Annotated in this window: 24 protein-coding genes; 11 read left to right on the top strand and 13 right to left on the bottom strand. The window is 50.9% G+C overall.

Annotated elements, in window-relative coordinates; all coding sequences use genetic code 11:
* Positions 1 to 158 precede the first annotated feature (158 nt).
* Together ACP15Y_RS07490 and ACP15Y_RS07495 are read left to right on the top strand one after the other, a co-directional pair.
* Positions 159 to 1,283, top strand: a complete 1,125-nt coding sequence (locus ACP15Y_RS07490) for an NAD(P)/FAD-dependent oxidoreductase (protein ID WP_424982396.1) — start codon at positions 159 to 161, stop codon at positions 1,281 to 1,283.
* A 61-nt stretch (positions 1,284 to 1,344) separates the two neighbouring features.
* Positions 1,345 to 2,187, top strand: a complete 843-nt coding sequence (locus ACP15Y_RS07495) for an IclR family transcriptional regulator (RefSeq protein WP_424982397.1) — start codon at positions 1,345 to 1,347, stop codon at positions 2,185 to 2,187.
* Positions 2,188 to 2,251: 64 nt separating this feature from the next.
* Here ACP15Y_RS07495 and ACP15Y_RS07500 read toward each other — a convergent pair whose 3' ends face one another.
* The 3 genes from ACP15Y_RS07500 to murQ all read right to left on the bottom strand — a co-directional run bounded on the left by ACP15Y_RS07500 (position 2,252) and on the right by murQ (position 5,961).
* Positions 2,252 to 3,886, bottom strand: coding sequence for a peptide ABC transporter substrate-binding protein (locus ACP15Y_RS07500; protein WP_424982398.1), 1,635 nt, complete (start codon positions 3,884 to 3,886; stop codon positions 2,252 to 2,254).
* Between the two features lie 239 nt (positions 3,887 to 4,125).
* On the bottom strand, positions 4,126 to 5,004 hold the full coding sequence (locus ACP15Y_RS07505) for a BadF/BadG/BcrA/BcrD ATPase family protein (RefSeq protein ID WP_424982399.1): 879 nt from the start codon (positions 5,002 to 5,004) through the stop codon (positions 4,126 to 4,128).
* A 6-nt stretch (positions 5,005 to 5,010) separates the two neighbouring features.
* Positions 5,011 to 5,961 (bottom strand): N-acetylmuramic acid 6-phosphate etherase, encoded by a 951-nt coding sequence (murQ, locus tag ACP15Y_RS07510; protein WP_424982400.1) that lies wholly within the window; start codon positions 5,959 to 5,961, stop codon positions 5,011 to 5,013.
* Between the two features lie 106 nt (positions 5,962 to 6,067).
* On the opposite strand from murQ, the gene ACP15Y_RS07515 reads away from it, so the two are divergent.
* The 6 genes from ACP15Y_RS07515 to ACP15Y_RS07540 all read left to right on the top strand — a co-directional run bounded on the left by ACP15Y_RS07515 (position 6,068) and on the right by ACP15Y_RS07540 (position 12,406).
* Complete coding sequence (locus ACP15Y_RS07515; protein WP_424982401.1) at positions 6,068 to 6,919, top strand: MurR/RpiR family transcriptional regulator; 852 nt, start codon at positions 6,068 to 6,070, stop codon at positions 6,917 to 6,919.
* Between the two features lie 227 nt (positions 6,920 to 7,146).
* Positions 7,147 to 8,370 carry an extracellular solute-binding protein gene (locus ACP15Y_RS07520; RefSeq protein ID WP_424982402.1) on the top strand — a complete coding sequence of 408 codons (1,224 nt, stop codon included), beginning with the start codon at positions 7,147 to 7,149 and terminating at the stop codon, positions 8,368 to 8,370.
* Between the two features lie 103 nt (positions 8,371 to 8,473).
* Entirely contained in the window at positions 8,474 to 9,565 is a 1,092-nt protein-coding gene (locus tag ACP15Y_RS07525) for an ABC transporter ATP-binding protein (protein ID WP_424982403.1), read from the top strand.
* Between the two features lie 4 nt (positions 9,566 to 9,569).
* Entirely contained in the window at positions 9,570 to 10,535 is a 966-nt protein-coding gene (locus ACP15Y_RS07530; RefSeq protein ID WP_424982404.1) for a carbohydrate ABC transporter permease, read from the top strand.
* Positions 10,535 to 11,374 carry a carbohydrate ABC transporter permease gene (locus ACP15Y_RS07535; protein WP_424982405.1) on the top strand — a complete coding sequence of 280 codons (840 nt, stop codon included), beginning with the start codon at positions 10,535 to 10,537 and terminating at the stop codon, positions 11,372 to 11,374. Before ACP15Y_RS07530 ends, ACP15Y_RS07535 begins: the two co-directional genes overlap by 1 nt.
* Positions 11,375 to 11,380: 6 nt before the next feature.
* A complete protein-coding gene (locus ACP15Y_RS07540; RefSeq protein ID WP_424982406.1) occupies positions 11,381 to 12,406 on the top strand; it encodes a serine hydrolase domain-containing protein in 1,026 nt (341 codons plus the stop codon).
* 58 nt (positions 12,407 to 12,464) lie between these two features.
* Here ACP15Y_RS07540 and ACP15Y_RS07545 read toward each other — a convergent pair whose 3' ends face one another.
* The 8 genes from ACP15Y_RS07545 to dctP form a co-directional block, all read right to left on the bottom strand.
* Entirely contained in the window at positions 12,465 to 12,944 is a 480-nt protein-coding gene (locus tag ACP15Y_RS07545; protein WP_424982407.1) for a c-type cytochrome, read from the bottom strand.
* A 48-nt stretch (positions 12,945 to 12,992) separates the two neighbouring features.
* Positions 12,993 to 13,322, bottom strand: coding sequence for a hypothetical protein (locus ACP15Y_RS07550; protein ID WP_424982408.1), 330 nt, complete (start codon positions 13,320 to 13,322; stop codon positions 12,993 to 12,995).
* Between the two features lie 20 nt (positions 13,323 to 13,342).
* Positions 13,343 to 15,835: a heavy metal translocating P-type ATPase gene (locus tag ACP15Y_RS07555; protein ID WP_424982409.1), complete on the bottom strand. Its 2,493-nt coding sequence runs from the start codon at positions 15,833 to 15,835 to the stop codon at positions 13,343 to 13,345.
* A 90-nt stretch (positions 15,836 to 15,925) separates the two neighbouring features.
* A complete protein-coding gene (locus ACP15Y_RS07560) occupies positions 15,926 to 17,107 on the bottom strand; it encodes a cytochrome P450 (RefSeq protein WP_424982410.1) in 1,182 nt (393 codons plus the stop codon).
* Between the two features lie 45 nt (positions 17,108 to 17,152).
* Positions 17,153 to 17,551: an OsmC family protein gene (locus ACP15Y_RS07565; protein WP_424982411.1), complete on the bottom strand. Its 399-nt coding sequence runs from the start codon at positions 17,549 to 17,551 to the stop codon at positions 17,153 to 17,155.
* 13 nt (positions 17,552 to 17,564) lie between these two features.
* Positions 17,565 to 18,857: a TRAP transporter large permease gene (locus tag ACP15Y_RS07570; protein ID WP_424982412.1), complete on the bottom strand. Its 1,293-nt coding sequence runs from the start codon at positions 18,855 to 18,857 to the stop codon at positions 17,565 to 17,567.
* Complete coding sequence (locus ACP15Y_RS07575) at positions 18,857 to 19,396, bottom strand: TRAP transporter small permease (RefSeq protein ID WP_424982413.1); 540 nt, start codon at positions 19,394 to 19,396, stop codon at positions 18,857 to 18,859. The genes ACP15Y_RS07570 and ACP15Y_RS07575 overlap by 1 nt, the downstream gene beginning before the upstream one ends.
* Positions 19,397 to 19,405: 9 nt before the next feature.
* Positions 19,406 to 20,416 (bottom strand): TRAP transporter substrate-binding protein DctP, encoded by a 1,011-nt coding sequence (gene dctP, locus ACP15Y_RS07580; RefSeq protein WP_424982414.1) that lies wholly within the window; start codon positions 20,414 to 20,416, stop codon positions 19,406 to 19,408.
* 337 nt (positions 20,417 to 20,753) lie between these two features.
* Here dctP and ACP15Y_RS07585 point away from each other — a divergent pair, with 337 nt between their 5' ends.
* The 3 genes from ACP15Y_RS07585 to ACP15Y_RS07595 are packed head-to-tail and all read left to right on the top strand — an operon-like array spanning position 20,754 to position 23,156.
* The gene (locus tag ACP15Y_RS07585; RefSeq protein WP_424982415.1) at positions 20,754 to 22,307 is read left to right on the top strand and encodes a hypothetical protein; all 1,554 of its coding nucleotides are present in this window, start codon (positions 20,754 to 20,756) and stop codon (positions 22,305 to 22,307) included.
* 7 nt (positions 22,308 to 22,314) lie between these two features.
* Positions 22,315 to 22,575: a hypothetical protein gene (locus ACP15Y_RS07590; RefSeq protein ID WP_424982416.1), complete on the top strand. Its 261-nt coding sequence runs from the start codon at positions 22,315 to 22,317 to the stop codon at positions 22,573 to 22,575.
* Entirely contained in the window at positions 22,572 to 23,156 is a 585-nt protein-coding gene (locus ACP15Y_RS07595) for a hypothetical protein (protein WP_424982417.1), read from the top strand. Before ACP15Y_RS07590 ends, ACP15Y_RS07595 begins: the two co-directional genes overlap by 4 nt.
* Here the strand turns inward: ACP15Y_RS07595 and ACP15Y_RS07600 are convergent.
* Both ACP15Y_RS07600 and ACP15Y_RS07605 read right to left on the bottom strand, forming a co-directional pair.
* A complete protein-coding gene (locus ACP15Y_RS07600; protein ID WP_424982419.1) occupies positions 23,153 to 23,794 on the bottom strand; it encodes a LuxR C-terminal-related transcriptional regulator in 642 nt (213 codons plus the stop codon). The two genes, ACP15Y_RS07595 and ACP15Y_RS07600, sit on opposite strands and share 4 nt — an antisense overlap.
* Complete coding sequence (locus ACP15Y_RS07605) at positions 23,791 to 25,980, bottom strand: sensor histidine kinase (protein WP_424982420.1); 2,190 nt, start codon at positions 25,978 to 25,980, stop codon at positions 23,791 to 23,793. The genes ACP15Y_RS07600 and ACP15Y_RS07605 overlap by 4 nt, the downstream gene beginning before the upstream one ends.
* Positions 25,981 to 26,083 lie beyond the last annotated feature (103 nt).

Genomic DNA, 26,083 nt, shown 5'->3' on the forward strand with positions numbered 1-26,083 from the left:
TCATCCGTTTACAGCCCTCGCACATGGGCATCCAATGAAAAATCGGATGCTCATTTTTTCGTTTAGGCGCTTTATTTGCCTTTAGTCGGCATAAGTGCGTTGCATTATTTCAATCAAGCCTTGTCAAAGGGGCTAAATTCTGGTGAATGCCATGACCTATGGACACGGATAACAAATTTGACCTGATCATCATTGGCGGCGGCATTGTGGGGCTATGGAGCGCCTATTTCGCCGCCCAGCGTGGCCTGAAAACCGTGCTGGTGGAAGAGCACGGCATTGCGGCCGGTGCAAGCGGCGGATTGTTGGGCGCGTTAATGCCGCATAGCCCCGACCGCTGGAATGCCAAAAAACAATTTCAATTTGAAGCGCTGACCCAACTGCCAAGCCTTGTAGACGAGCTAGAAAGCCGCACGGGGCAGCAAGTTGGCTATCAACGTGTTGGACGTTTGGCGCCCATCCTAAAAGACCATCATGTAGATGAGGTTGCCCGACGCGCTGAAGGAGCCAAAGAGTTTTGGCAGGCAGATGCTGGCACATTTGCCATGCAGCAAATGGAAGCGGGCCCAGCGGAAAATTGGCCTGCTGCCGACGCAATGCCATTCGGCGTTGCGGTGGAAAATTTGAGCGCACGCCTTTCGCCTCGCAAATTGATCATGGCGTTGGCTGGCGCATTGCATGGCAGCATTGATTTACGCTTTGGCACCCGCGCCGCCTTTTTGGGCGAAAAGCAGGTAACGCTGGGCGATGGCAGCGTTTTATATTCTGACAAAATTCTGGTTAGCGCGGGATTGGCCAGCTTTGACATGTTGCGCCCCTATGCGCCCCAAATTGCCGGACGTGGAGTTAAAGGCCAAGCCGCAATGTTGGGCACCAACCTGGACCCAAATCTGCCGATCATTTATTCCGATGGCATTTATCTGATCGTGCATGATGATGGCACCACCGCCATTGGCTCCACCAGCGAAAAAGAATTCAAAGAGGGCCGGGAAACCGACCATTTGTTGGATGAAGTGATTGAAAAAGCGCGCCTGCTTAGTCCGCTGATCAAAGATGCGCCAGTGATCGAGCGCTGGGCGGGGGTGCGCCCACAAGCACAAGGGCGTGACCCACTGGTTGGTGCACTGCCAAACAATGAATGGCTTTATGTCGCCACTGGCGGATTTAAAATCAGCTTCGGCATTGCCCATTTGATGGCGCAAGCAGTGATCGGCGCGGCGATAGAAGATACGGATGCGCCACAAATCCCTGATGCCTTCCAACCCTCCGCCCGATTTGCGTCATGATATTTGCGGCGCAAAATTTAATTGTGATAAGATCAAACAGGGCTAATCTTAGGACGTATAAATGACCAATTCTGACGGACTCTCGCACAGACTGAGAGGGTCGCAACAACCTGCAAGTGAAAGCAAACCACGTGACGCACTTTTCGTTGGCTCCGTGGAAAAGGCCTTTATGGTGCTAGAAGCCTTTCGCGGCCACAGCTCACTCAGCCTTTCCGAAGTGGCCATCACCACAGGCTTGGGCAAAAGTGCGGCCCAACGGTTTTGCCATACGCTGGTTGAACTTGGTTATTTGAAACGCGATCCGCGCAGCAGGCAGCTAAAGCCTGCCTTGCGTTTGCTCGAGCTTGGCTTCAGCTATTCCATTTCAGAGCCAATTATTTCAGCGGCAGCCCCGTTTTTGCTGCGGGCAAGGGAAAAATCCAATAAGGCTGTGAACCTTGCACAACCGCGTGGAACCGACGTTGTTTATGTGATGCGTCAAACCTATGAGGACAGCCCCTACGGCAACCCACCCGTTGGCGGGCGTGTGCCGATGTTTTGCACCGCCAGTGGCCGCGCTTATTTGTCGGCCTTGCCGCAAGAAGAGTGCGATGCAATTTTGGCGCAATCCCCCTTGCAGCCTTTCACCCCACACACCCTAACCGAAGTGGATGAATTGAACGCGGCGCTCGATGTGGCGCGTAAACGCGGTTTCGCCAGCGCAGACCAAGAATGCATCGTGGGCGAACGCACCATTGGCGCGCCGATTTATGATCGGTTTGGCCGGGTGATCGCTTCCATGAATATCTGCGTTTATGGCAATGATTGGACCATGGCTAAGGTTGAGAAAAACTACGCTGATTTGCTGTTGCAGACAGCGCGTCAGATCTCAGAGGCTGTCGCCAACAACCCACATTTTAGCTAAGCCATAAAAAGGGGCCAGTCCGAAGACCGGCCCCTTGGGGGTTAGTTTGGGAGAGTAATGTGGCTTATTCGGCAACCTTATAGAGGTTGCGGCTATACCAGTTTTGCTGAATATTGTTCATTGGCCAGCCTTTGACCTGCGTATTCAACATGATCACCGAGGTGTAGTGATAGATCGGAATAACCGGCATATCCCGCGCCAAAATCTTTTCAATATCCGTATAGATCGGACCAGGGTTAGACGACACTTTTGCGCTGGCCATCATTTGGTCGACCTCAGGATTGTCGTAGTTCGCCCAATTTTGCGGGCTGTCTGAGGTGTAAAGATCAAGGAAGGTTGACGCTTCATTGTAGTCGCCAATCCATGCGTAACGCACCATGTCGAACTCATCATTACGCGCAGTTTCCAGCATGGTCCGCCATTCCATATTGTTCAGCTCGGCGTTCACATTCAACTTCTGCTTCCACATTTGAACAATCGCGGTGGCGATTTTCTTGTGGGTTTCTGATGTGTTGTAGAGCAATTTGAACTCAAGTGGATTGTCGGCGCTGTAGCCAGCCTCTGCCAACAATTCGCGTGCTTTTTCATCACGTTCTTCTTGGGTCCAATTGCCATAATCCGTATCCGGATCGGTGAAGCCTGCTGTGGCCAACGGCACAACATTGTACGCTTCGCGCTGGCCGCCTTGCAAAATATTGTCAACGATGACTTTGCGGTCCACCGCATATGACAAGGCTTTGCGAACATTCACATCTTTAAACGCCTCTGGGCCGTTATCGGCAAGGTTGAAGCTGTAATAATAGGAGCCAAGATATGGCAACGACAATGTCTCATCAGGACGCTCTTTTTTGAGGCGCGTGAACTGACCAGATGGCACCGCAGTCATGTCCAGCTCACCAGCATTGTAGCGGGTGAATGCGACATTTTCTTCGCTGATCACATGGGTGACAACTTTGTCGATGATGGTTTTATCATTGTTCCAATAATAGGGATTACGTTCGCGCACCGTACGCTCGTTTAGTACCCATTCCGTGAGCTGATATGCACCGTTTGAAACCATGTTTCCGGCTTGGGTCCAGTCTGTGCCATATTTCTCGACGGTTTCTTTGTGCACTGGGAATACGGTGGATAGAACAGTCATCGACGCGAAGTAAGGCAATGGCGTAGTGAGCCGCACTTCAAAGGTATAATCGTCGATTGCGCGTACGCCCAATTCAGATTTGTCCTTTTCGCCAGCAAGAATTTCACTGGCATTTTCAATCGCCATCAATTCCACATACCACGCATAGGGCGAGGCCAACTCAGGATCGATTGAGCGCTGCCATGCATATACAAAATCATGGGCTGTGACGGTGTCGCCATTTGACCATTTTGCATCGTCGCGCAAATGGAATGTGTAAACATCGTTGGTGTCGTTTACATCCCAGCTTTTGGCAACGCCCGGCACCAAATTGCCGTCGGCATCTTGGTTCAATAGGCCCTCAAATAGGTCGCGTGAAAAGGCAAAGCCCATCACATCTTCCATCATTTGCGGATCAAGGGATGGGATGCCATCCAAAAGGCGATAGGTGAACACTTGTTCCTCAGCAAGTTGTTCGCCTGTTTCGGGATGCGTGGCGGCTGCCTGCCCCGAAAGCGTAAGGCTGGTGGCGAGCAAAGCGCCCAGCGATACTGTTTTAAACAGTTTAGAAAAATTCATATGTCCCTCCGATTATTGTCGTGCTTTGTATCAGCACTTAATTGCAAATATTGTATTGCAATATATGCAATTGTATTTAAATAATCGAAAACTGACAAGCCTTGTGTGATGTGTTTTGGGGGAAGATTTAAAGCGCGATACGAGGAATGCCCCGCACACATTGCTGGAGGGGCATTCCGTATAGAATCTAAAGGGGTTGCTGCCCCTTAGAGTCTGGGACCAGATCGAATTACATCGTGCTAAAAGCCGAATTCTCTTTGGGCGAGCCAGAAGGCGCCATCCAACGCCTCGCCCGCTGCAGACCGGCAAATGGCTTGATAGTCCGCAGGCATATGGTTTTGATAGAAGGGGCCCAAGCCGCCCAAAAAGCACAGGCGCTGACCGGGCAATTGGTCTGCGGGCCCCAATGTTGCACACAACATCTCAAGAGCGCGGTTGATGATGGCCGTGGCGACGGAATCGCCCTGTTCATATGCGGCAACGAGGCGTGGAGCGAGTTTTGCGTAGTCGGCGGCTTGTGCATCGCGCGCAAAAGGCACCATGGCTTTAGGCGATCCACCAAATTCTTCAATTAGTTGCGCAGTAAGTGGGCTTTGGATGCCAACTTTGTCATATGCTTTAACGGCTTCGCGCAGCAGTTCGCGGCCCAGCCAAGCGCCGCCACATTCGTCACCCAAATGCATACCCCAACCACCAACACGGCGCACCTCGCCCTGAGAGCGCCACACATAGAAGGAGCCTGTGCCGAGCATGGCCACGACGCCATCCTGCTCGGTGCCCAAAGCCGCAGCCAGCGTGACATCAATATCGGTGGCCAATGTCATATTTTGAAAACTGAACGAATCAATCAGCTCTTGCCGTTGGGCGCTGGCGCCTGCCCCTGCCAATGCAACAAAGGCAAAATCTGCGGCCATCAGACTTTGATCGCGTCCAGCTTGTGCATAAACAAGCTCTGCCAGAGCATGTAGGTTTTGCGATGCGCCGGCATAATCTGAGCTGAGATTGGCGGGACCACCTTTGCCTGTCGCCAAAATTGTACCATCAAGCGTGCACAAGCGCGCCCGTGCACCGCTGCCACCGCCATCAATCAATAGCACACAGGATTGAGCCTTATTCATGTGGTTCTATTTTGCCTCGTTAAGGGCCTGACGCAAATGTCCACCAGCCGATTGGATAAGGTCGAATGCGGCGGCGGCGTCTAAGCCGGTTTTGCAAATCACAATTGCCACCTTAACGTTCCAATTGGCTTCTACCAAGGCATGCAATGCAGCTTCCTTGTCTGCCTCAGTGAGTTCACGCACCAAGTTCAACGCGCGCGCGCGCAGTTTTTCGTTGGTGATGTTCAAATCTACCATGCGGTTTTGATAGCATTTGCCCAAACGCACCATCGCGCCTGTTGAAATCATATTGAGCACCATCTTTTGCGCAGTGCCCGATTTCAAACGTGTTGATCCAGACAGAACCTCTGGTCCCACTTCCGGGGTGATGGCGATATCTGCTTGTTGCTCCAACTCGCTGCCCGGATTGCACGAAATGCCAATCGTAATCGCATTGCGTTTCTGCGCTTCTTCCAATGCGGCCAATACATAGGGTGTGCGGCCCGAAACAGCCAAACCAATCACCACATCAATCTCGGTTACATTGGCAGCATCCAAATCCACAACGCCTTGCGCGCGGTCATCTTCAATGCCTTCTTGCGCCTCAAAAATGGCAGCCTGTCCACCAGCGATGATCGCATGAAACAGGCTCGTTGATGCTGAGAATGTTGGTGGAATCTCTGATGCATCCAACACGCCTAGCCGGCCGCTTGTGCCCGCGCCGACATAGATAATTCGTCCGCCCTTTGCCAAGCCGTCATGTGCAGCGTCAATGGCTTTTGCCACTGCAGGCAACACTTTTTCGACCGCATGGGCCACTGTTTGATCTTCACTATTCATCAATTGCGCAATTTCCAGCGCGGACATCTCATCCAGCCGCTCGGAACGGGCGTTAATGCCCTCTGACGTCAGGCCTTGCAGCGTTGAAGACAGAAGCAATAGATTATCTGTGGCGTTTTTGTTATGGTCAGCAGTCATATTGGAATTATGTATTCCTATGATATTTACGTCAAGAATTTATTATTCTTAGTCGTGCTTTTTACACGCTTGGGATCAAACATCAAGAAATGAAAGCAATTGTTCAATGCCGAACGCGCAAAATTTGATTTCTCACCTCAATGCCATTGTTGAGGATTTGTCGCAAAATGAACAACGCATCGCGCATTGGATATTGAACGACCCCTCTAAAGTGACGACAATGACCTCGCAGGATTTGGCACAACAATGCGGTGTGAGCCAATCCAGCATCATCAAATTTTGCAAGAAAATTGGACTTTCCGGCTTTCCCTCACTCAAAATCGCCCTCAGCGCTGAGGTGGCCCGCGCACAAGATGCGGAGCAAATTCACGGCGACATTTTTAGCGATGATCCGCTGAGCGAAGTTGCGCAAAAAATGTATAACAGCAAAGTGGCAGCCCTTTCTGAAACATTGAAGGGCAATAGCAGCGCACAATTGGGCAAAGCAGTTGATCGGCTGATGAAAGCCAACCGCATCATTATAATGGGTGTGGGTGGCTCCGCGCTAGTAGCGGAAGATTTTGCTTCCAAACTCACCAAGCTGGGCAAAGCAGTTGTGCAAGGCACAGACGCGCATGTGCATCTGGCCAACCTTGCCCGCTTTACAACTCACGACCTGCTGTTCCTTATTTCCTATTCTGGGAAAACCAAGGAGATATTGGTGGCTGCGGATCATGCACGTGCCAATAAAATTCCAACAATCTATCTGGTGGGCCCCAGCGCCAACATTGAACCAGAAGCGCAAGAGCTTCGGCTGCGCTGCATAGCGAGCGAAAATCTGGTTCGCTCCTCATCCATCGCCACACGCACCGCACAGCTGGCAATCACCGACCTGCTGTTTATTTTGCAAGCACAGCGCGCCGAAGATATGCCCAGCAAGATCCAAGACAGCCAAAATCTGGTCAATCGGATCAAATAGATTATTCCACAAATCCGCCGTTCGTGATTTTTTATTATTGACATTGTGATTTTAGAATTTAATATTCCTATCAGGAGGAATAGGCAGCTCTAAAGGCGCTTGAACCGATATTTTGGAATAAAATATTCTGATTTTTTGGATCTCGGGTCGAGCTGTTGACCTTTCTCTTCACCCCAGCAATTGGCATCCCAAAACGCCAAACATCATTTTGAGGGAGGGAACCGAAGATGAACTCAATTCGTAAAATCGCCAGCATGGCGGTTCTCGGCGCGGCGACATTCGCATATGCCGGTACAGCACTGGCCCAAACAGAACTCGACTTCTGGTCTTGGAGACAAGAAGACGTAAAAGCTTACAATGAAATCATTGCAGCTTTCGAAGAGCAGAACCCTGACATTAAAGTCACGTTCACTGCGCATGAAGCCACAAGCTACAACACCATCTTGACAACTGCCCTAGCCGGCGGTGCGGGCCCAGACATTATGCACACCCGCTCTTATGGGTCGCTGGAAGCGATTGCCGCACCTGGTTATTTGGAGCCATTGGACGGCCAAATCGACTTGTCTGCCCTAAGCGCGGATGAGCTTTTGGGCACCACATTGCGTGCAGATGGCCATGTTTATGCAGTGCCTTTCGCCTCGCAAACTATCGTTGTTTTCTACAACAAAGATCTGTTTGAAGAGCATGATGTTGCCTTGCCTGAAACTTGGGACGAATTTTTGGCTGCATCACAAAAATTTAAAGATGCTGGCGTAACCCCATTGGCCAATGGTCTTGCAGACGCATGGACCATGGAAATCATGTCCGGTGCGTTTTTGCCGAACTTTTATGGCAAAGACTTCTTTGGCGAAGTCACATCGGGTGCGACCGACTTTGAAGATGAGCGTTTTGTAAACGCCTTGGAGAAGTTCTCGGCGCTTAAAGAATTCATGCCGCAAGGTTATGAAGGCGTTGACTATGCAACCATGAAGCAATTGTTCAGTGTTGGCCAAGCAGCCATGTTTGTGGGCGGCTCATTCGACATCCCAACATTTGTAAATGCTGGCGTGAACTTTGACATTATGCCTGGCCCTGCTGCTGAAGCAGGCGGCCCACGCATGGTGGCCACATGGCTCGACGGTGGTTATGGCGTGAATGCTGCTTCTGAAAACAAAGAAGCTGCGCTGAAATTTATCCAGTTCACCGCAACACAGCCTTTCGCACAAATGTTGACTGATAAATTGGCTAACGTGCCAGCAGTTGATGGCGCGGAAATCTCTGACCCATATTTGGCAAAAGTATCTGCCATGCATGAAGAGGCAACGCCTTACATCATGTTGGTTGCATTCCGCTTCAACACACCAACGGGTTCAACGCTGCTGCAAAATGGCTTGCAAGAATTGTTCACAGGCAAAAAGTCTGCTGAAGAAGTTGCTGCTGACGTCAGCGAAGGCATCAAAACCGCCGAATAAGGCGACACATAAGCACCGAAGGGGATTTGTCCCCTTCGGTATTTGGCCTAAGCATTTAGAGCGGCCACACCTCATTCCATACAAGATTTAGGGCAACAGACACATGGCAACAATTGAATTGCGCGACGTGACCAAAGACTTTGGCGGTGTACAAGTTATTCATGGCGCGAACCTGTCGGTTCAGGACAATGAATTTGTCGTATTTGTTGGTCCCTCTGGCTGCGGCAAATCAACTTTGCTGCGCCTCCTTTCCGGGCTGGAGGAGCTCAGCTCCGGTGAAATTTACATTGATGGCGAACGCATCGACCATTTGCCCCCCGCGCGGCGCGGCTTGGCGATGGTGTTCCAATCCTACGCGCTCTATCCGCACATGAATGTGTTTCAAAACATGTCCTATGCGCTCAAAGTTGCGAAAAAGAGCAAGCAAGAAATTGAAGAAAAGGTTCATGCTGCAGCCGAGATTTTGCAGCTGACTGAATTGCTAGACCGGAAGCCCAAGGCGCTTTCCGGTGGCCAGCGACAGCGGGTGGCGATTGGCCGTGCCATCGTGCGTGATCCCAGTGTATTTTTGTTTGATGAACCTTTGTCGAACCTAGATGCGAAACTGCGGGTGCAAATGCGCCTAGAGCTGACCAATTTGCACCAACAATTGCAATCTACAATGATCTATGTGACCCACGATCAGGTTGAAGCCATGACGATGGCCGACAAGATTGTGGTGATGCGTGCGGGCAATATCGAACAAGTCGGCCCGCCGCTTGAATTGTTCAATAAACCAGCCAACAAGTTTGTTGCAGGCTTTATCGGCTCGCCATCCATGAACTTCTTCCACGGACGTGTGATCAGCGCCAAAGACGCTGCTTATGAAGTGATGTTGGAAAATGGCGCGCAATTCACCTTCACCGCCAAGAACAGCAAATTGGCCGAAGGCGATGAAGTTGATTTGGGTGTACGGCCCGAAGATTTACAGCCCGGCACCGGTGGCCATGGCACGATGGCTGGTACCGCAACGGCCGTTGAGCGCTTGGGCGCACAGACATACGTCTATTTGCGCTCACCCATTGATGAGAGCATGATCATCCACCACGCTGGCGATTTGGACGTGCAGTCTGGCGAAAAGGTTGATGTGAGCTTTGACTTGAAGAGCTGCCACCTGTTTGGCCCAGATGAACAACGCGTCGAGTTTGAGGGGTAAAAGGATGGCACAACTCACCAATTCCGCAAAAACCCCGTTTGACAATGCGGTGGTGCGACGCCGCCAGATGCGCAAGCTCTGGCTGGCGTTTTTGCTGTTTCCCGCGATGGCGATTTTGCTGACCTTCGTTTTTCTGCCAATGGCGTCGGCCATTTGGTATTCAGTATACGAATGGGACGGTCTCGTGCGCGGCGAATTTATCGGCTTGGGCAATTTCCAAGAGGTGCTGTTCGACCCGCGCAACAATAAGTTTTTGATCAATGCGTTTTTCAATAATGTGAAGGTGTTTATCGCCCTCATGATTGTGCAGAACGGGTTGGCGCTCATTCTCGCGCTGTTCTTGGCGCGCGAACCAAAAGGCTATCGCTTCTATCAAATTGCGTTCTTTCTACCGGTAATCCTGTCGACAGTGATTATCGGCTTCCAGTGGAAATTGTTCCTCAATCCAATCTTTGGCTTGGTGAACACTTTGCTGCGCAATGTGGGCTTGGGCGACTGGGCCGTGCCTTGGTTGGGTCTGCCAGAAACGGCACTGGGCGCGATGATTTTGGTGAATGCTTGGCACTGGGTTGGGTTCCCAACCTTGGTGTTTCTTGCCGCCATCCACCGTATTCCAAAGGATTTGATCGAGGCTGCACGCCTTGATGGCGCCAGTGAATGGATGATCGCCCGCGACATCATTTGGCCGCTAATGGCGCCTGCCGTCACCATCATTGTGGTGCTGACCTTTATTGGCTCCTTCAACTGGTTTGAAATCCCCTACATTATGGGTGGTCTTGAAGGCTCTCCTTCTTACTCCACCGACATGTTGGGCCTGTTGTTCTATCGCACAGCCTTTGGCTCTGTGAGCGCAGGTAACTCAGATTTCGGCACAGGCTCTGCCCTTGCTGTTCTGATCTTTATCTTCATTTTCACCTTCTCGACGATCGCCACGCGCTATCTCACCAGCCGCGAAGTGGAGCTGAACTAATGGCCAATGCAATTAAAAAAACCGGCGATCTCGGCAGCTGGTTGATGCACATTTTTCTCGGCGTTAATGCCGTGATTATGCTCTACCCAATTTTGATGATGGCGCTGTCATCTTTCAAAACGAACAAAGAGATTTTCTCTTCGCCATTCAGCTTGCCGCAAAGCTTTAGCTTGGACAATTTTGCGGTGATCTGGTCACAAACCAATGTGCCGCGCTATTTTATCAACTCCACCATTGTAACCGGCTTGTCGGTTTTGGTGTTGCTGGTGGTGGGCACCATGGCGGCATATGCATTGTCGCGTTATAAGTTCAAAGGCAATATCATGATTTCGCTGTTCTTTTTGAGCGGCCTCATGCTGCCCCTGCGCTTAGCGATTATCCCGCTGTTTATTCAGCTTAAAGCCCTTGGACTGGTGGACAATCTCTTGGGCCTGATTTGCATTTACACAGCCATGTCCCTGCCCGCCACCGTGTTCATTATGACTGGCTTTTTGCGCTCTTTGCCTTCTGAATTGGAGGACAGCGCCCGCATGGATGGGGCCAGCGAGTTCCGCATTATGGTGGAAATCATGGTACCATTGATCACCCCCGCCATGGTGATTGCAGGCATTTATAATGCGGTGCCGATCTGGAATGACTTCTTCTTCCCCTTGATCTTTATCCAATCGCCTGAATGGAAAACATTGGCACAAGGGCTGACAGCGTTCTTTGGCGAATATTCTGTCAATTATGGCGTGCTTTATGCTGGGCTAACTCTTGCTGCCCTGCCCATCATGCTGGTGTTTATTGTGCAGTCTCGTCGCTTTATCGCAGGCATGACAGCCGGGGCCATCAAGTAGGCAAATATGCGAACCATCGACAATTTGGTCGAGCAATATATGGCAAACGGCACCTTCCCTTGCGGGGAGGTGCTGTTGGCGCGTGGGTCGGACATTTTGATGCATAAAGCCTATGGCTTTATGGAAGGCAGCGACATTGCCCTGCTCAAAAAGGGAGCTTTGTTCGATCTCGCGTCATTGACCAAACCGCTGGCCACAGCGCAGCTGTTGGTGAAGCTGGTGCGCGAAGGCAAACTTGATCTTGATGATCTAGTGCGAGCCCATTTGCCTGAGCTTATGGCCGCGCGACAACACGAGATGACCATTCGCCAATTGGCTTTGCATCAGGCGGGATTTCCGCCAGATTCACCCTTCGCCAAAAAGGCTGAATCTGCAGAACAAGCTTGGCGCGAGATCCACAACATTAAGCTGCAATATCAACCCGGCACCGATGTGGTTTATTCTTGCCTTGGCTATTTGCTTCTGGGACAAATCATCGAGCGCGTGACCCGTTTTCCGCTTGATGAAGCTTTTGATGAGATGATTGCAAAGCCGCTAGGCTTGAAGCACACCCTGTTTGCGCCGCTGTCAGTGGCGCGGCAATTGCCTACCATTGTGCCGACTGTGCCTGCAATTCGCCCTGCCGGTTATATCCGGGGCATGGTGAATGACAGCACGGCGCGGGTGTTGGGCGGCAAAGTTGGCAATGCAGGGCTATTTTCCAGCGCGCCGGAACTGCATAAAATGGCATTGAATTTGCTGGAAAATGCCGATCCGCTTATCTTTGAGAATGGGAATCCCAACGGATTAACACCACGCACAATTGGCTTTGAATATAATGATCAGAACCAGTTGGGATGCTCCTGTGGCGAGCACTTCGCGCACGGTGCCGTTGGACATACTGGCTTTACAGGCACATCGCTCTGGATCGATCCATCGTCTGGATTGATCGTGATTGCCCTGACAAATCGGGTCTATTTATCCTACCGGGATACGATCGACTCCATGCGCCAATTCCGCGCCAAATTACATACGATCGCACAAAAGATTTAGCTTCTCCGGCGGCAAATGAATAAGGGCGGATTGAACCGCCCCTATTTTTTAGCAAATGTTAGCTGCCTGCATTGATTTGATCGTGGCGCTGCTGCACCTCGGTGGGCCAATTTGACTTAATATAAGCCAGCACCGCAATGATTTCATCGTCCGACAGGATATCTTCATAGATCGGCATGTCAGTTTGATAATTTGGATTGTTGCTGAGCCGAGCAATGCCATATTTGGTGAGATTGAACAGCAACTCATCGCTATGGTGCCAGGTATGGCCTGTTTCATTGTGCGGGGGTGCCGGCATACGACCTGATGGTTTAGGCTGCTTCCAATTGGCTTCGCCTTGCAGATCATTGCCGTGGCATGCGGCGCAGTTGGCTTGATAAATTTTCTGCCCAGTGGCGATTACGCTCGCATTTTTATAGGGCAACAAGCCCGTTTGCTCTTCAGCCTGCGGTGTCGCGAACTGGGAAAGTCCCCAATATCCGCCAGCCAGAACTAAGGTGAACATGGCTCCGAGAGCCCATTTGTTTGTGTTTTTCATTGTACCACACATAATTTGTGCCAAACGCTTGGCGCTGGCAAATTTAGATTAAAGCTCGAAAGATGTGTGGTGGCCAATGGGCGGTGGCCCGGTGGGCCAATCGAGGATGGATTTTAACGGCAAGATGTCTTGCGCCAGAACATCCCGCGCTTGTTTAGGCGCATTGGCGTGGCTCTCACCTAACACGGCTTGTGCGCAATATTTTGCACAATCATCCATAGCAACGGTCGACACATCCAAGTCGCAACAGCCATGCACGGTTTCCACCCCTTGAACATGCGAAGGCGCAGCGTGAGAACGCTGCGCCGCTTCCGTGGCGATGCTCAGTTGGCCAAGCATTAAAGCAATGGTGGCCAGCAGGGTGAAAAGACGTGTCATATTTATAGTTCTAACAAGCATTATGCCTTTGCAGGTGTTGTTTGTGCTGGCGGGTTAAAGCGCCGCAATCGCAACGCATTACCCAACACAAACACGCTGGAAAGTGCCATCGCGCCAGCTGCCAACATGGGCGACAATAAGGTGCCTGTGAACGGATAAAGCACACCTGCGGCAACCGGGATCAGGCTTGCATTATAAGCGAAGGCCCAGAACAAATTCTGGTGGATGTTTTTGATCGACGCTTTTGATAGGCCAATCGCGTTCGCCACCCCGCGCATATCGCCAGACATCAGCACCACATCGGCACTTTCAATGGCAATATCGGTACCGGTGCCAATGGCGATGCCCACATCGGCTTGCGCCAAGGCTGGCGCATCATTGATGCCGTCGCCCACAAAGCTCACATGAGTATCGTTCTGCTGCAATTGCTTGATCGCATCCACTTTGCCCGCAGGCAGCACTTCCGCGATCACTGTGTCGATGCCCAATTTGCGGGCGATGGCTTCGGCTGTGGCTTTATTATCGCCAGTGATCATGGCCACTTTCAGCCCCAAACCATGCAATGCTTCGATGGCTTGCGGTGTGGTTTCTTTCACCGGATCGGCCACGGCCACAATGGCGGCCAATTTGCCATCAATCGCTGCATAAAGTGGAGTTTTTGCTTCATCACCCAATTGTTTTGCAATGCCTGCATGCGCACTCAAATCATGGCCAAGCTTTTGCATGTAGCGATCAGCGCCGACTTCAACTTTGCGGCCGTTTGCTTCCGCTTCAATGCCGTAACCTGTGACCGAGTTGAAGCTCGTGGTTTCTGGCACTGTCAAACCCCGCTCCTTCGCAGCGATCACAATGGCTTCCGCAATTGGGTGCTCTGAATTGCTTTCCGCAGCGGCCACGAGCGCCAAGGCTTCACCTTCATCAAAGCCGTTCAACACGGTGAAGTCAGTTAGTGCTGGGCGCCCCAAGGTCAAAGTGCCTGTTTTATCGACGGCGACAATATCGGTGTTTTTCAAATCTTGCAGCGCTTCGCCATTGCGGAACAAGACGCCCAATTCAGCGGCACGGCCTGTGCCAACCATGATGGAAGTTGGCGTGGCCAAGCCCATGGCACATGGACAGGCGATGATCAAAACCGCGACACCATTGACCAAGGCGAAAGATACAGCTGGGTCTGGTCCAAAGATCAACCACACACCAACCGTGAGTGCTGCAACCAGCATCACGATGGGCACGAAGATTGCAGTGACTCTGTCCACCAAGGCTTGGATCGGCAGTTTTGCCCCTTGGGCATTTTCAACCATTTTGATGATTTGCGCCAAGGCACTGTCAGCACCCACTTTTGTGGCGCGAAATTCGAAGCTGCCGGTTTTATTGATGGTGCCGCCGATGACTTCGCTGCCCACTTCTTTCTCAACGGGCACAGGCTCGCCTGAGATCATGGCTTCATCAACAAAGCTACTGCCTTTGATCACTTCGCCATCCACCGGCACTTTTTCACCTGGACGAACGCGCACAAGGTCGCCTGCCACCACTTCATGCAAAGGCACTTCGATGAAGTTACCATCACGTGACACGTGGGCAGATTTAGCCTGCAGCTGCATTAGCTTGGTGATGGCTTCGCTGGTGCGACCTTTGGCGCGCGCTTCCAGCACACGGCCCAAAAGGATCAGCGTGATGATCACTGCGCTGGCCTCATAATAGACATTGGCTGTGCCTGCAGGCAGCAGGAAGGCAGCGAAAGTCGCCACCACAGAAAAGCCCCACGCTGCGGAGGAGCCAAGCACCACCAATGAGTTCATTTCTGGTGCGAGGCGAAGGAGCGCTGGGATGCCTTTTTTATAAAACACCATGCCCGGCCCGAACTGTACGATGGTGGCCAGCACAAAGTAGAAATAATAGAGATTTTGCCGCCCGAAAGACTGCATCAGCAATTCGTGCATGCCTGGGATAAAGTGTGACCCCATTTCGAGCACAAAAAGTGGCACTGTGAAAATGGCAGCAATGGTAAGGTTGCGCTTTAGACCATTATATTCAGCTTCTTTGGCCGCCGCACGATCTTCCAGCGCGTCGCTTGTACCTTCTTGCAATTTTGCCGGGTAACCCACTTTTTGCGTGGCAGCAATGGCATCGCCGATTGAAAAGTTGGACGCCACTTCAATCTGTGCGCTCTCTGTCGCCAAATTGACGCTGGCTTTCACAACGCCTTCGACCGACTTCAGCGCATCTTCTACCCGTTTCACGCAAGAGGCACATGTCATCCCCTCAATATCAAGCGTGATTGTATTGGTGGGGACGCTATAGCCTGCCTGTTCAATGGATTGGATGACGGCTGGTAGGCCATTTCGATCTGCCATTTGGATATGCGCCGTTTCCGTCGCCAAATTGATCGAGACATCCGAAACACTATCAACACTCGCAATTGCCGCTTCTGCGCGTTTTACGCAAGAGGCACAGCTGAGGCCGGAGATGGTGAGTTTGGTGACTTGATCGTCTTTTTTTGCCTGTGCGGACATGATCGTACTTTCAGTTCAAATTCTTGATGACTGAATACAATGTAATCCTTCCAGTGAATGGAAGGTCAAGCGCCAAATTTGCACTTAATTTTAGGCCAGTTTTACCCGTAATTCCATCGGCCCTCGGAAGGCAAAGCCGCGAAACTCAACTTTGCTGTTTAGCGCAGGTTCGGCATTTGGGAATCGCGCAAAGAATTTTGGCAGGATCAATTCGCTCATAATCCGGCGATAGATATTTTCGCCCATGCAGCGATGAGGCCCCGCGCCAAATGTTTGATGCGCAGCAAAGGGGCGGTGAATGTTAAACTGCTCAGGGTTCTGCCAATAATCTTCATCATAATTGGCGGAGCCTTGCACCGCCATAATGGTTTCCCCTGCAGGCAACCGAACGCCATCTAGTTCGATTTCTTTTTTCACAATGCGGGGACTGGCCTGAATAGGCGCAACCCAGCGCAAGCCTTCTTCACATGCCAGATCCCACCTTTGCGATTGCTGACAGGACGCCAATTGATCCGGATTTTGCAAAAGCCCATGCAACACGGTGAGCAGCGCGTCGCGCATTTCGATGGCGGCCCCACCAATGCAGATTTTCATGTTTGTTCTGATTTGGCTTAAGGGCAGCGGATTTTCCGCATTGGCCATTACGCTGAGGACTGATGGATTCGGTGCAGCGCGATGGCGTTCAATCATTCGATCAAAGCAGGCATTCATTTCTGCATTGGCCTGATCGCTAATGGCAAACACTTTTTCGTCAAAGCTGGCATTCATCGCGCCTGTGATCAGCGATTTGGCCCAGTTAAACAATTGCTCTTCGCTATCGGGTTCAATGCCCAACAAATCATTCAAGATGTGTGCAACCAGTGGCTTAGCAAATTTATCACTCAGCTCAAGTTCACCTGATGTGGGCAATTGTTCCAAAGCCTGATCAATGTGGGTGGCAAATCGGTTTTTCCATTCACACGCCCAGTGATTGACCTTGAACGTCTCCGTCATGGCGGCACGCTCTTTCAAATGCGCAGCGCCATCTTTGCGCATTAAGGTGTGACCACCAAATGCGCGTTGCATTGGCGTTTGGTCATCTTCCGACCCGAAATGCACCATATCTGTTTTGGCCAGATAAACATGATCCGCTTTGGTGAGCACAATGCGGTTGATCGCTTTGATACGCACAATTGGGTTTTCGCGCCGCAAGCGCTGATAGACCGATGCAGGATCATGGTCCAGCATCTCAAAAGTGATGGTCTCATCAATTGGCACATCAATCGCGGGCATAGTTTCTCACGTTACATATTTATCGAATAGGCGCGCAGTTTGCGCTTATGAAGTTGTGATTTCAACTTCACAATTCATGCTGTTGCTAACCGTGCAAACAGACTTTGCCTGCTTGATGATCTCTGGCACCAGCGCGTCATCGTCAACAAATTTGCCCACAACCTCGAGCGAAATTTTGCCCACGCGCGAGGGTAAATCTGCGGCTTTAACGGCGGTGACAATCACGTGGAAATTATGCAGCTCAGCTTTGTGTTGCGCCGCACTCCAGACCATCGATTTCACGATGCATGATCCCAACGACGAGATCATTGTGTCGACCGGTGTGTTATATGGCGGATGGTCCGTTTTTTGTGCCGGATCGCCAAAGGCGAATTTCATCTGGTCGCTACCATCGTGGAACACATAGATCGGACCAAAGGTTTTTGGTTTTAGTTTCATAGCCATCTAAAAATCCCTGTTAGAAAAGCAAATCGGGCAGGAACAGCGCCAATGCGGGGAAAACGGTGAGCATCAAGATCGCAAACAAATGGATCAGCCAATAAGGCACGGTGGCCACGGCAACGCGGCCTAAGCTCACCTCATTATTTGTGAGCGCTGTCAGCACTGACAGGTTCAAACCAACGGGTGGCGTGACCTGACCGATTTCGATCACAATCGTGATGATTACGCCAACCCAGATGGGATCGAACCCAAGCCCGGTGAGCAAAGGGAACACCACGGGCAGCGTCATGATCATCAGCGACAAGCCATCGAAGAAGCAGCCCAAAATGAGGTAGATCAGGACCACGATCAACAGCACGCTATATGTGCCCAAACCACTATCTGCCACTGCGATGAGGATTTGCTGTGGCACGCCGAGAATGCTGACCGATTGCGCGAGAATGGTTGCACCGAGCACCAAAAAGCCAATGGCGGAGAACAGCAGCACCGACTGCTTGATCGCCTCGAGCAATTTGGCAAGGGTGAGATCGCCCCAGATGGAGGAGATGATCACCGCCAACACAACGCCAACGCCTGCGGCTTCGGTGGGCGTAGCCCATCCGCCAACAATGCTGCCGATCACTGCAATGATGAGGGCAAGCAGCGGCCAAATTTGTTTGAAGCCCGCCAAGATTTCCCAAAAGGGTGTGCGTTCATTATCGGTTGGTGCCAAGGCGGGGTTTCTGACGCATCTGACAAATAGATAGGCCATAAACATAAAGCCAACCAACAAGCCGGGAATGATGCCCGCGGCGAATAGGCGACCGATTGAGGTTTCGGTGAGTGCACCAAAAATCAGGAATGAAAGGCTGGGCGGAATGAGCAATCCCAATGTGCCACCGCCAGCCAAACTGCCCACAACCGTGTCTTTATCATAACCCCGGCGTGTCATTTCTGGATAGGCGACTGAGCCGATGGCGGCTGCGGTGGAGAGGCTGGAGCCACTGACCGCGCCAAACAAGGTGCACACGGCAATGTTGGTATGCAGCAACCCACCGGGCACTTTTCTAAAGATCGGGGAGAAAGCTGAATAGGCTTTTTGGCTGATCCCACTGCGCAAAAGGATTTCGCCCAAGAGGATAAACATAGGCACTGCGCTGAGGGTGAATGAGTTAAAAACATTCCAAATTGCATCAACGGCGAGCGATGTCGCGCCATTGGAGAAGAAATGCAGGATGACCAATCCGGTGAGGCCCAAGGCAGCCCCCAAAGCCACACTGGTGCCAGCGGTGGTCATAAGACCGCCGATTAATGTTGCCCAAAACAGCATTAGGACACCTCATCCTTAAGGGTTGGCATGGCTTCATCGCGCTCGGCATCTGCATCAAACAGGCCAAATAAGCGCCCGATGAACACCAGCAAGGTAAGCACAAGGGAAAAGAACATTGTCGACATCCATGGATAAAGCAGGATGCGGCTGGTTTCAGTTTTTAAATTGCGTTTGAACGCAAATTCCAACCAAGGCACGGCTTCCCAGATCAGCCACATGAAAAAGGCAATGCCAATCAAGATGGCGACTTTTTGCACGATCGTACGGGTACGGCCTTTGAGTTGGTCGATGATCAAAGCGACTTTGACATGTTTGGATTTAAGCGTAACCAGCGGCACGCCAAGGAAAAGCGAGACGGTGAGCATAAGGCCCACTACTTCCTCAGTTATGTGAATGGGCGTGTTTGCAATTTTGCGCATCAACACGCTGGTGACGATGAGAACCACAATCCCCACCATGCTGAGGGCAGCAGCCCAGGAACACACAAGGGCTAGTTTTTCCAGCCCTTGTGCAATGTGTTTTTTGCCAAGCTTTGACATAAAGCTGGCTTAGCGACCAAGCGCTTCGAGAACACGTTCACGGTAAGCAGGTGCGTTGCCGCCTGCTTCTTCCGCCAGCATTTCCCAAGTTTCTGTCACTGAGCTGACGAAGGTTGCGCGGTCTTCTTCTGAGAAGTCTTCAACCCAGTTGATGCCATCAGCTGCCAATTTTTCACGGGCTTCAAGCTCACGTGCAAAATCGTCTTCATACTGATTTGTGCGGTTCCACAAATCTTCTGCAGCAGCAGTGATCGCAGCTTTGGTTTGTTCGTCTGTCGCATTCCATTTATCGGTGGCCACACCAATTACATATGGGCCAGATGCCATTGGATAGAGGTAAGATGCGTGGCTTGCCACTTCTTGCAACGATACGGTGTGGGCATATAGCGCTGGGTAAAGCGCGCAATCCACAACGCCAGTTTTCATCGCCACATACATTTCTTCTTGTGGGATGATTTGTGCGGCAACGCCCAAGCGGGTGAAGGTTTCAACCTGATCACGGGCCCAAACACGCAGCTTTTTCGATTTCAAATCTTCCAAAGTGCGCACTGGTTCATCGCGACAGAACACGGAAACGGACAACATTGGGATCGCCACATAGCCAACTGAGCTAACGCCCCAATCTGCGAACTCTTCTTCATAGATTTCGCGCACCACTGGGATGGCTTTTTCAAAATCTTCAATGGAGCCGATGGTGCCTTGCACCACAACAGAGCTCAATGCGGGTGCGTCGCGGCCCAAATAGTTGGCCCAAAGCAAGCTCATTTCCACCGCACCGCGCGGCAAGAAACGCAACGCGTCTGTGTTTGGCAGGCCAAGAGAGCCACCGCTATACATCTTGATTTCGATGTCACCTTCGATGGCCGCATTGGCCTCGGTCACAAATTGCTCAAGCTCAGCGGTTTCAGGCCGTGTTTCAGGCAAGAAATTGTTTAAACGCCATTCTTCAGCAAAGCCGCCTTGCAGCGACGCCGCCAAGCCGATAAGGCTTGCAGAAACTGTATGAATAATTTTCTTCATGATGTCCTCCTTGAAGAATCGTACATTGGGTGAGGACAAACTTTTTCCTAAAAATGATCAAAAATGCTATGCATTTTTTAGAATTTGATCGAATTTCCAGACAAATGATTGCCAACTGATCACAAAAACTGAATGTTTTGTGGCCAGATGTTTTCATCCCCTTCACGCATGTTAGCACAAACCAGTTCTCGCGCCTTAGTGCAATTCGACCTAGCTGGTTCTCTCACGCAGAATTTATCGCCATTTCCTCATTCACTTCTCCCTCCCCTGAACAGAGTATGGGCCGCAGTAGCACCTGAGCCTAAATTTAGCTCAATCAATTTGGTGGAGAGAGCAAATGAATTGGCTTCGACTTGTCTGGGCTTTATGTGGTGCACTCATTTTGAGCACAGCCTCGTTTGGCGCTGAGATCAAGCTGGTCTCGATGCACTACTCCGCTGATCGATTTGCACCGCACATCCGTTATGACGGTCCGGTGATCGCTGGTGACGCTGAAAAGCTCATCAACATAATTGAGCAATATATTGAGTGCGACACAGACGATTTGCCTGCCGAGGGCGGCAATTGCGGCGTAATTAGCCTCAACAGTCCCGGCGGGAATTATCGCGAAGGTCTGATGTTGGCAAATACCTTGCGCAAATATTCTATTGCCAGTGTCGTTCAAGCTGGCGACTATTGTTACTCGGCCTGCGCGTTCGCCTTTTTGGGCGGCTCTGGCTATTCCACCCAAATGTCCGTCGGCACCTATGTGGATCGGATGATTGAACCTGCGGCCACACTCGGTTTTCACGCGCCTTATATAGCGGCCGATTCATTGGACACGCTTGTAGCTGAATTTGGCATGGAGGAGGTTCTCGGCTCATCACGCGGCGAAATCGCTTTGATGATTCAAGAGTTGGTTTCTTGGAATGTTGATAAGCAGGTGCTCGCGTACATTGTCAGCATGGGGCCAGACCAGACTTATGATGTTGTGATGGGCGAAGATTTTTATCTGACGCGTTCGCAGCTTCCCCCGGCGCCTGTTTCATTTTGGAATTCAGACAAACAGGATCGAGTGCGCAATGCCTGTATCTATTTGCTGGCGCAGCATTTTTCACGTTTACCCAGCGGCTTTAACGAGATTTTCGATATGCCGTTTTTGACGGATTTCGCAATGGATTCAAATGGGAAAATGCTCAGCGGATATCAGCTTGATGAGGCCAATCCCTTGCAGCTGAGCTATTGTGGCATTCCAACTGAACAACTTGATCAAACCGATGAGCTGGACATCGCACTTTATTCCGGCGCGGGCATAACTGGCACAGTGACACCGTTGCTTTCGATGTTTAGTCGCAATCAAGGCTGGTCGACTTTGGGTTTAGGTGGCTCGGCCACACAGCGGATATTCCAACGAGATGCGATGACCCAGGCCTTCACCAATCCCAGCCAAGTTGTTGATGGCAGTGTGTTGCTTTTCACCTTTTATCTACAACAACGCCGTTTTGCGACGTTGAATGAACTGGGTGAAATCGAACTCAATCTTCCCTTTCCAACAACCGCCTTGTCGATGCAAACAATAGACCAGTCCACCTATGCGCGCATTTCTCAGCGCGACAATTTCCGCATCATCGAACAGGTGGGCAGCCCCTTATTGTTCAAGATGGGAAAATCTGAATTTCCCGAATTACGAATGTCGTTTACGCATCAATCCATCTCTGAGACAGGTTTTATATTCGCGGGAAAATATCCAAATTCAGGCACTAAATTTGCTTGGGTCGGGTTATTGAATGATTACTCCAGCCTGATCCGCGTTGAGGAAATTGATCCGGACGGTTCAGACGACTTTTCATCCCTCTACCAGATTGCCTGCAGCTATACATTTGCTGACGTTCGGCTCAAGTGCGGTAATTGAGGTCGAGATGGGCTGGCTGGCAACGCTGTTTATCATTTTGAGTTCTATCTTTGCGGCTTGGATTGTGCTGGCCATCGGCTTCCTGTGGGAACTGCGCAAAGAAGCAGTGAAACGTTCGCACCGAACTTTACCAGACTTTGGGACCACAGTTGCCGTGTTCAAGTTGGGGTTCACCGCGCCCCGGTTTTCGGCCTATCGAATTAGTCTAGGGCTGCTCACTGCTCTTTTGCTTTTGTCTTCCATTGTAATTGGGATCGCATTTCAATGAGAAAACTGATTTTACGCACGCTTTGCCAAATGACGTTTGGTGCCATGTTGATCAGTTCAGCCAATGCGCTTGAATGCCCGGCCAACCAGTCTGTCTATCGATTTGAAGAACAAGATTTAGTATTTGAAGTTCAATTTGTGGAGGCCACCCATTTTGCCACCATCGCCTCAGACCTCTATTTGCGATTGAAGACCCCAAACCACAATTATTGGTTCAATTTCAATGTTTCCAATGGCTATAGCGGCATCACCTTACACCCGATTTCTGATCCTTACGACGAAAATGCACGCGAGAACGGCCCGCAAGAGTTACACTTGCGCTATAGCGATGACATCGCTGACGAAATCCTGATCTCGTTGCGGTTTTATCCGATGGATGAACATTTGCGCTTCCTCTACGAGCCCCCCTTATCGACATCACCTGCCCCTGCATTTATTGCGATGCCAGAGATCGGTTTGTCGCTTTGGTACAATGCGAATTTGCTTACCGAAAATTCTCAAATCGAAAGGGACCCGATGCCACGGGGTATATTTCGCCTGACCGAATGCCGCGCTGAACCGTTACCGAAGGCGTATCCCTAGGTGAGACCCAGCCGCGACGCATGTAACGCCGCTTCCGCACGGGATGAAATGCCAAGTTTTCGATAGACCGACTTGATGTGGGTGGCGATTGTGGTTTCTGCCAATCCCAATGCAATGGCAACGTCGCTGTTGCGCAAGCCTTTTGCGATGAGCTTTAAGACTTCCGCTTCGCGTGCGGAGAGGCTTTCATTGGAGCTGACGACAGGTCCGGTACGCTGAAAATGTTGCATAATTCTGAGGGCGATTGCTGGCGAGAGAGCCGGAACGCCATCCTGCAATTGCCGCAATTGTTTAGTGATCTGCGCGTCAGGTTGGCCTTTCAACAAATAGCCCTGCGCACCGGCCGACAGGGCAGCGACAATTTGAGAATCTTCGCCAATGACTGTGCTGACGACACACATAAGGTCTGGCTGCTTCTTTTTCGCATAGCGGATAACGTCTAGTCCCGAACCGTCTGGCAAACCCAAATCAACCAAAGCCATTTGCCAAAGGGTTTCATCTATGGCGCGATGGGCTTGTTTCACATTGCCAACGGCTCTTACCTCGACATGAGTGAATGCTGCAGTGGCAATTGCTTCCAGTCTTGATCGCGCCTCAGGCAAGTCTTCGATAATAAGAAGTGAAGTTATATCCATCATTCACCTTCATCCTTCAACGGCAGGCTGACATGTATGTTTACGCCTTTGGGTGCATCGCTAAATGTGAACACGCCGCCCAATTGTTCTGCGCGCAATTTGATATTGGCAATGCCGTGACCATTGATTGCTTGACCCATCATCCCCACGCCATCATCGGCAACAAATAGATCCAGTTTCCCTTTTTTTTGCACCAATGACACATCGACTTTGTCTGCTTGCGAATGCCGAATGACATTGCTCAATGCTTCGCGCAAGATAGACCGTAAATTGTGTGCTGGCTTCGCGTCCAAAAAACATTCTTCGTCAATTTCTGCCTGCCAAGACAGGTCAATATTTTGATCCTCCAAACGCTCAGCACTTTCAAACCGCAATTGCGCCCACATTTGCGAAAGGTTGATGCCATCGCCTTGGGCATTCAGCACAATATCCTTCAAATCTGTTATTGTATCTGAAATCAGTTCGTCTTTGCGGCTGGGATTGGCGATATGCAGCGACCTTAGAAGCTGAGCACCAATATTGTCGTGCAAATCTTGGGCGATGCGCGTGCGTTCTTCACGTACCCCTTGCGCAAAAGCTTGCCGACTTTGCAGCGCATTTTTCAACAGCGCCACCATATCTTTTGCCTGATTTAGATGCCGCGGGCCAAATAGGCTTTTGCCGAGATTGGCAAACCTCAATTCCATCGCATTTAATCCCTCAATTGTAGGGATGCGCAGCGCCAAGCCATTGTCCAAAATATCAATCTGAGAAGTTTGCATGTTAGGTTGAGCTGAGATTTCCAAAGGCTGAAACTGTTGCTCCAGAAGTTTTTGCCACGCATTTTCTTGCTCCGCCTTGTCGCGAAGATTTGCCACATCAATGATTTGCCGAAATGCTAGTTGGGTGATTGCCTGCCCCCTAAACAGTGTGTTGCTCAGCCAATTCCGCAGCGGCAGATAAATTAGGCCAATGGATAAGAGGGCAATGCCGAACGCAGGCAGGCGGTCAAATGAGACAATGTAAAGCAAGAAGGCATCGATCAAGAGCAGCGCCAAAACGCCTGCAAAATAGCTCAACAATCGGAAGGCCCAAACATCAATATCGAAAAGCCTGTAGCGTCCGATACCGACGGCCAGTCCCAAAAACACAGGCACGAAGATTAGCAAAAGAAATGCATTGGGGATCAAAACATCGCCGCCAAAAATGATCGGCAATGCACTCACCATCATGAAAAATATCATGCCGAGAAAGAAGGAAAAGGCGATCCAATAAAGGATAACTCTGGCCAACGGATCTTTGCGAGCGCGAAGGCCCTGCCACACCATTAGCGGCACGGTCAAAGCATAGAGGAAGGTTAAATATCCGTAGAGATAGGGCGACGGCACAATGTGGAAAATATAGAGCAGCCAGACCATCAAAGTGACACCCCAAAGCGTGGCGGTCACCATATGATTGAAAAGTTTTTTGGGATAGACGGCAAGCAAGCTGGCAAGGGCAACTGCAAACAGCAAGGTGCTTGCTGAATTTACCGTCGACAAGAGCTCGTAAAGCCCGACATCAATTGCTAATTCGCGATTATTGTAAACCGCACCAGACAGCGCTGATCCCAAAAATCCCAGACTGCAAAATGCAAAGAAATGGGCGCTTCTTTCGTTCAACCGAAATGCCAACACCCATCCGCCGATCAACGCACCGAAGGTGGCGATTGAAACTTGCAACCAAAATTCTATCGGCAGATCAGCAATGGGGCGTTGCGCGACTGAAGAAATCGACACGCGCCGCACTTCTGCCTTTGGGGGTGCGATGGTCGCGAAGAATTTGTTCTCATTGATGATTTGGGACAAAGCAGCCTGGTTACGTTTAAACTCCAGCCATTGGTCGAAGGTCGGCAATGTATCGGGTTCATCGATGATATCTTTGGGGGTGATGCGTTGCTCTGGAATTTCATCCGCGCCTAGGGAAATGATCTTTGTTCCCGCAGTGATGTTTTGGAACGGGCCATTTTCCGCGACTGATTGCACAACCACGCCATTGCCTTCGCCTGCTACAAGCTTGATCCCCAGCCAGGGCGTGTTGATTGCGGTAAGCAATGTCGCCCCAACACACATGACGGTAAATGCCACCACCGCAGCCAACGTGAAGAACGGTGAGCGCGCATACGTCAACACCGCTGGATATTGATTTTCTGCTTGTTCAGTCGTCGCCAACGCTCTCCCTTACCCCAAACGGGGTATCCCCATTGCCATTCTAAAAATCTAGCATTCATGCCTGATCTCGCTGCCCAAATTCGCGATGTATTCGCCAAGTCAG

Origin of the sequence: Maritalea sp. S77 (assembly GCF_049801075.1) — a bacterium.
In the GTDB taxonomy this organism is placed as follows: Bacteria; Pseudomonadota; Alphaproteobacteria; order Rhizobiales; family Devosiaceae; genus Maritalea.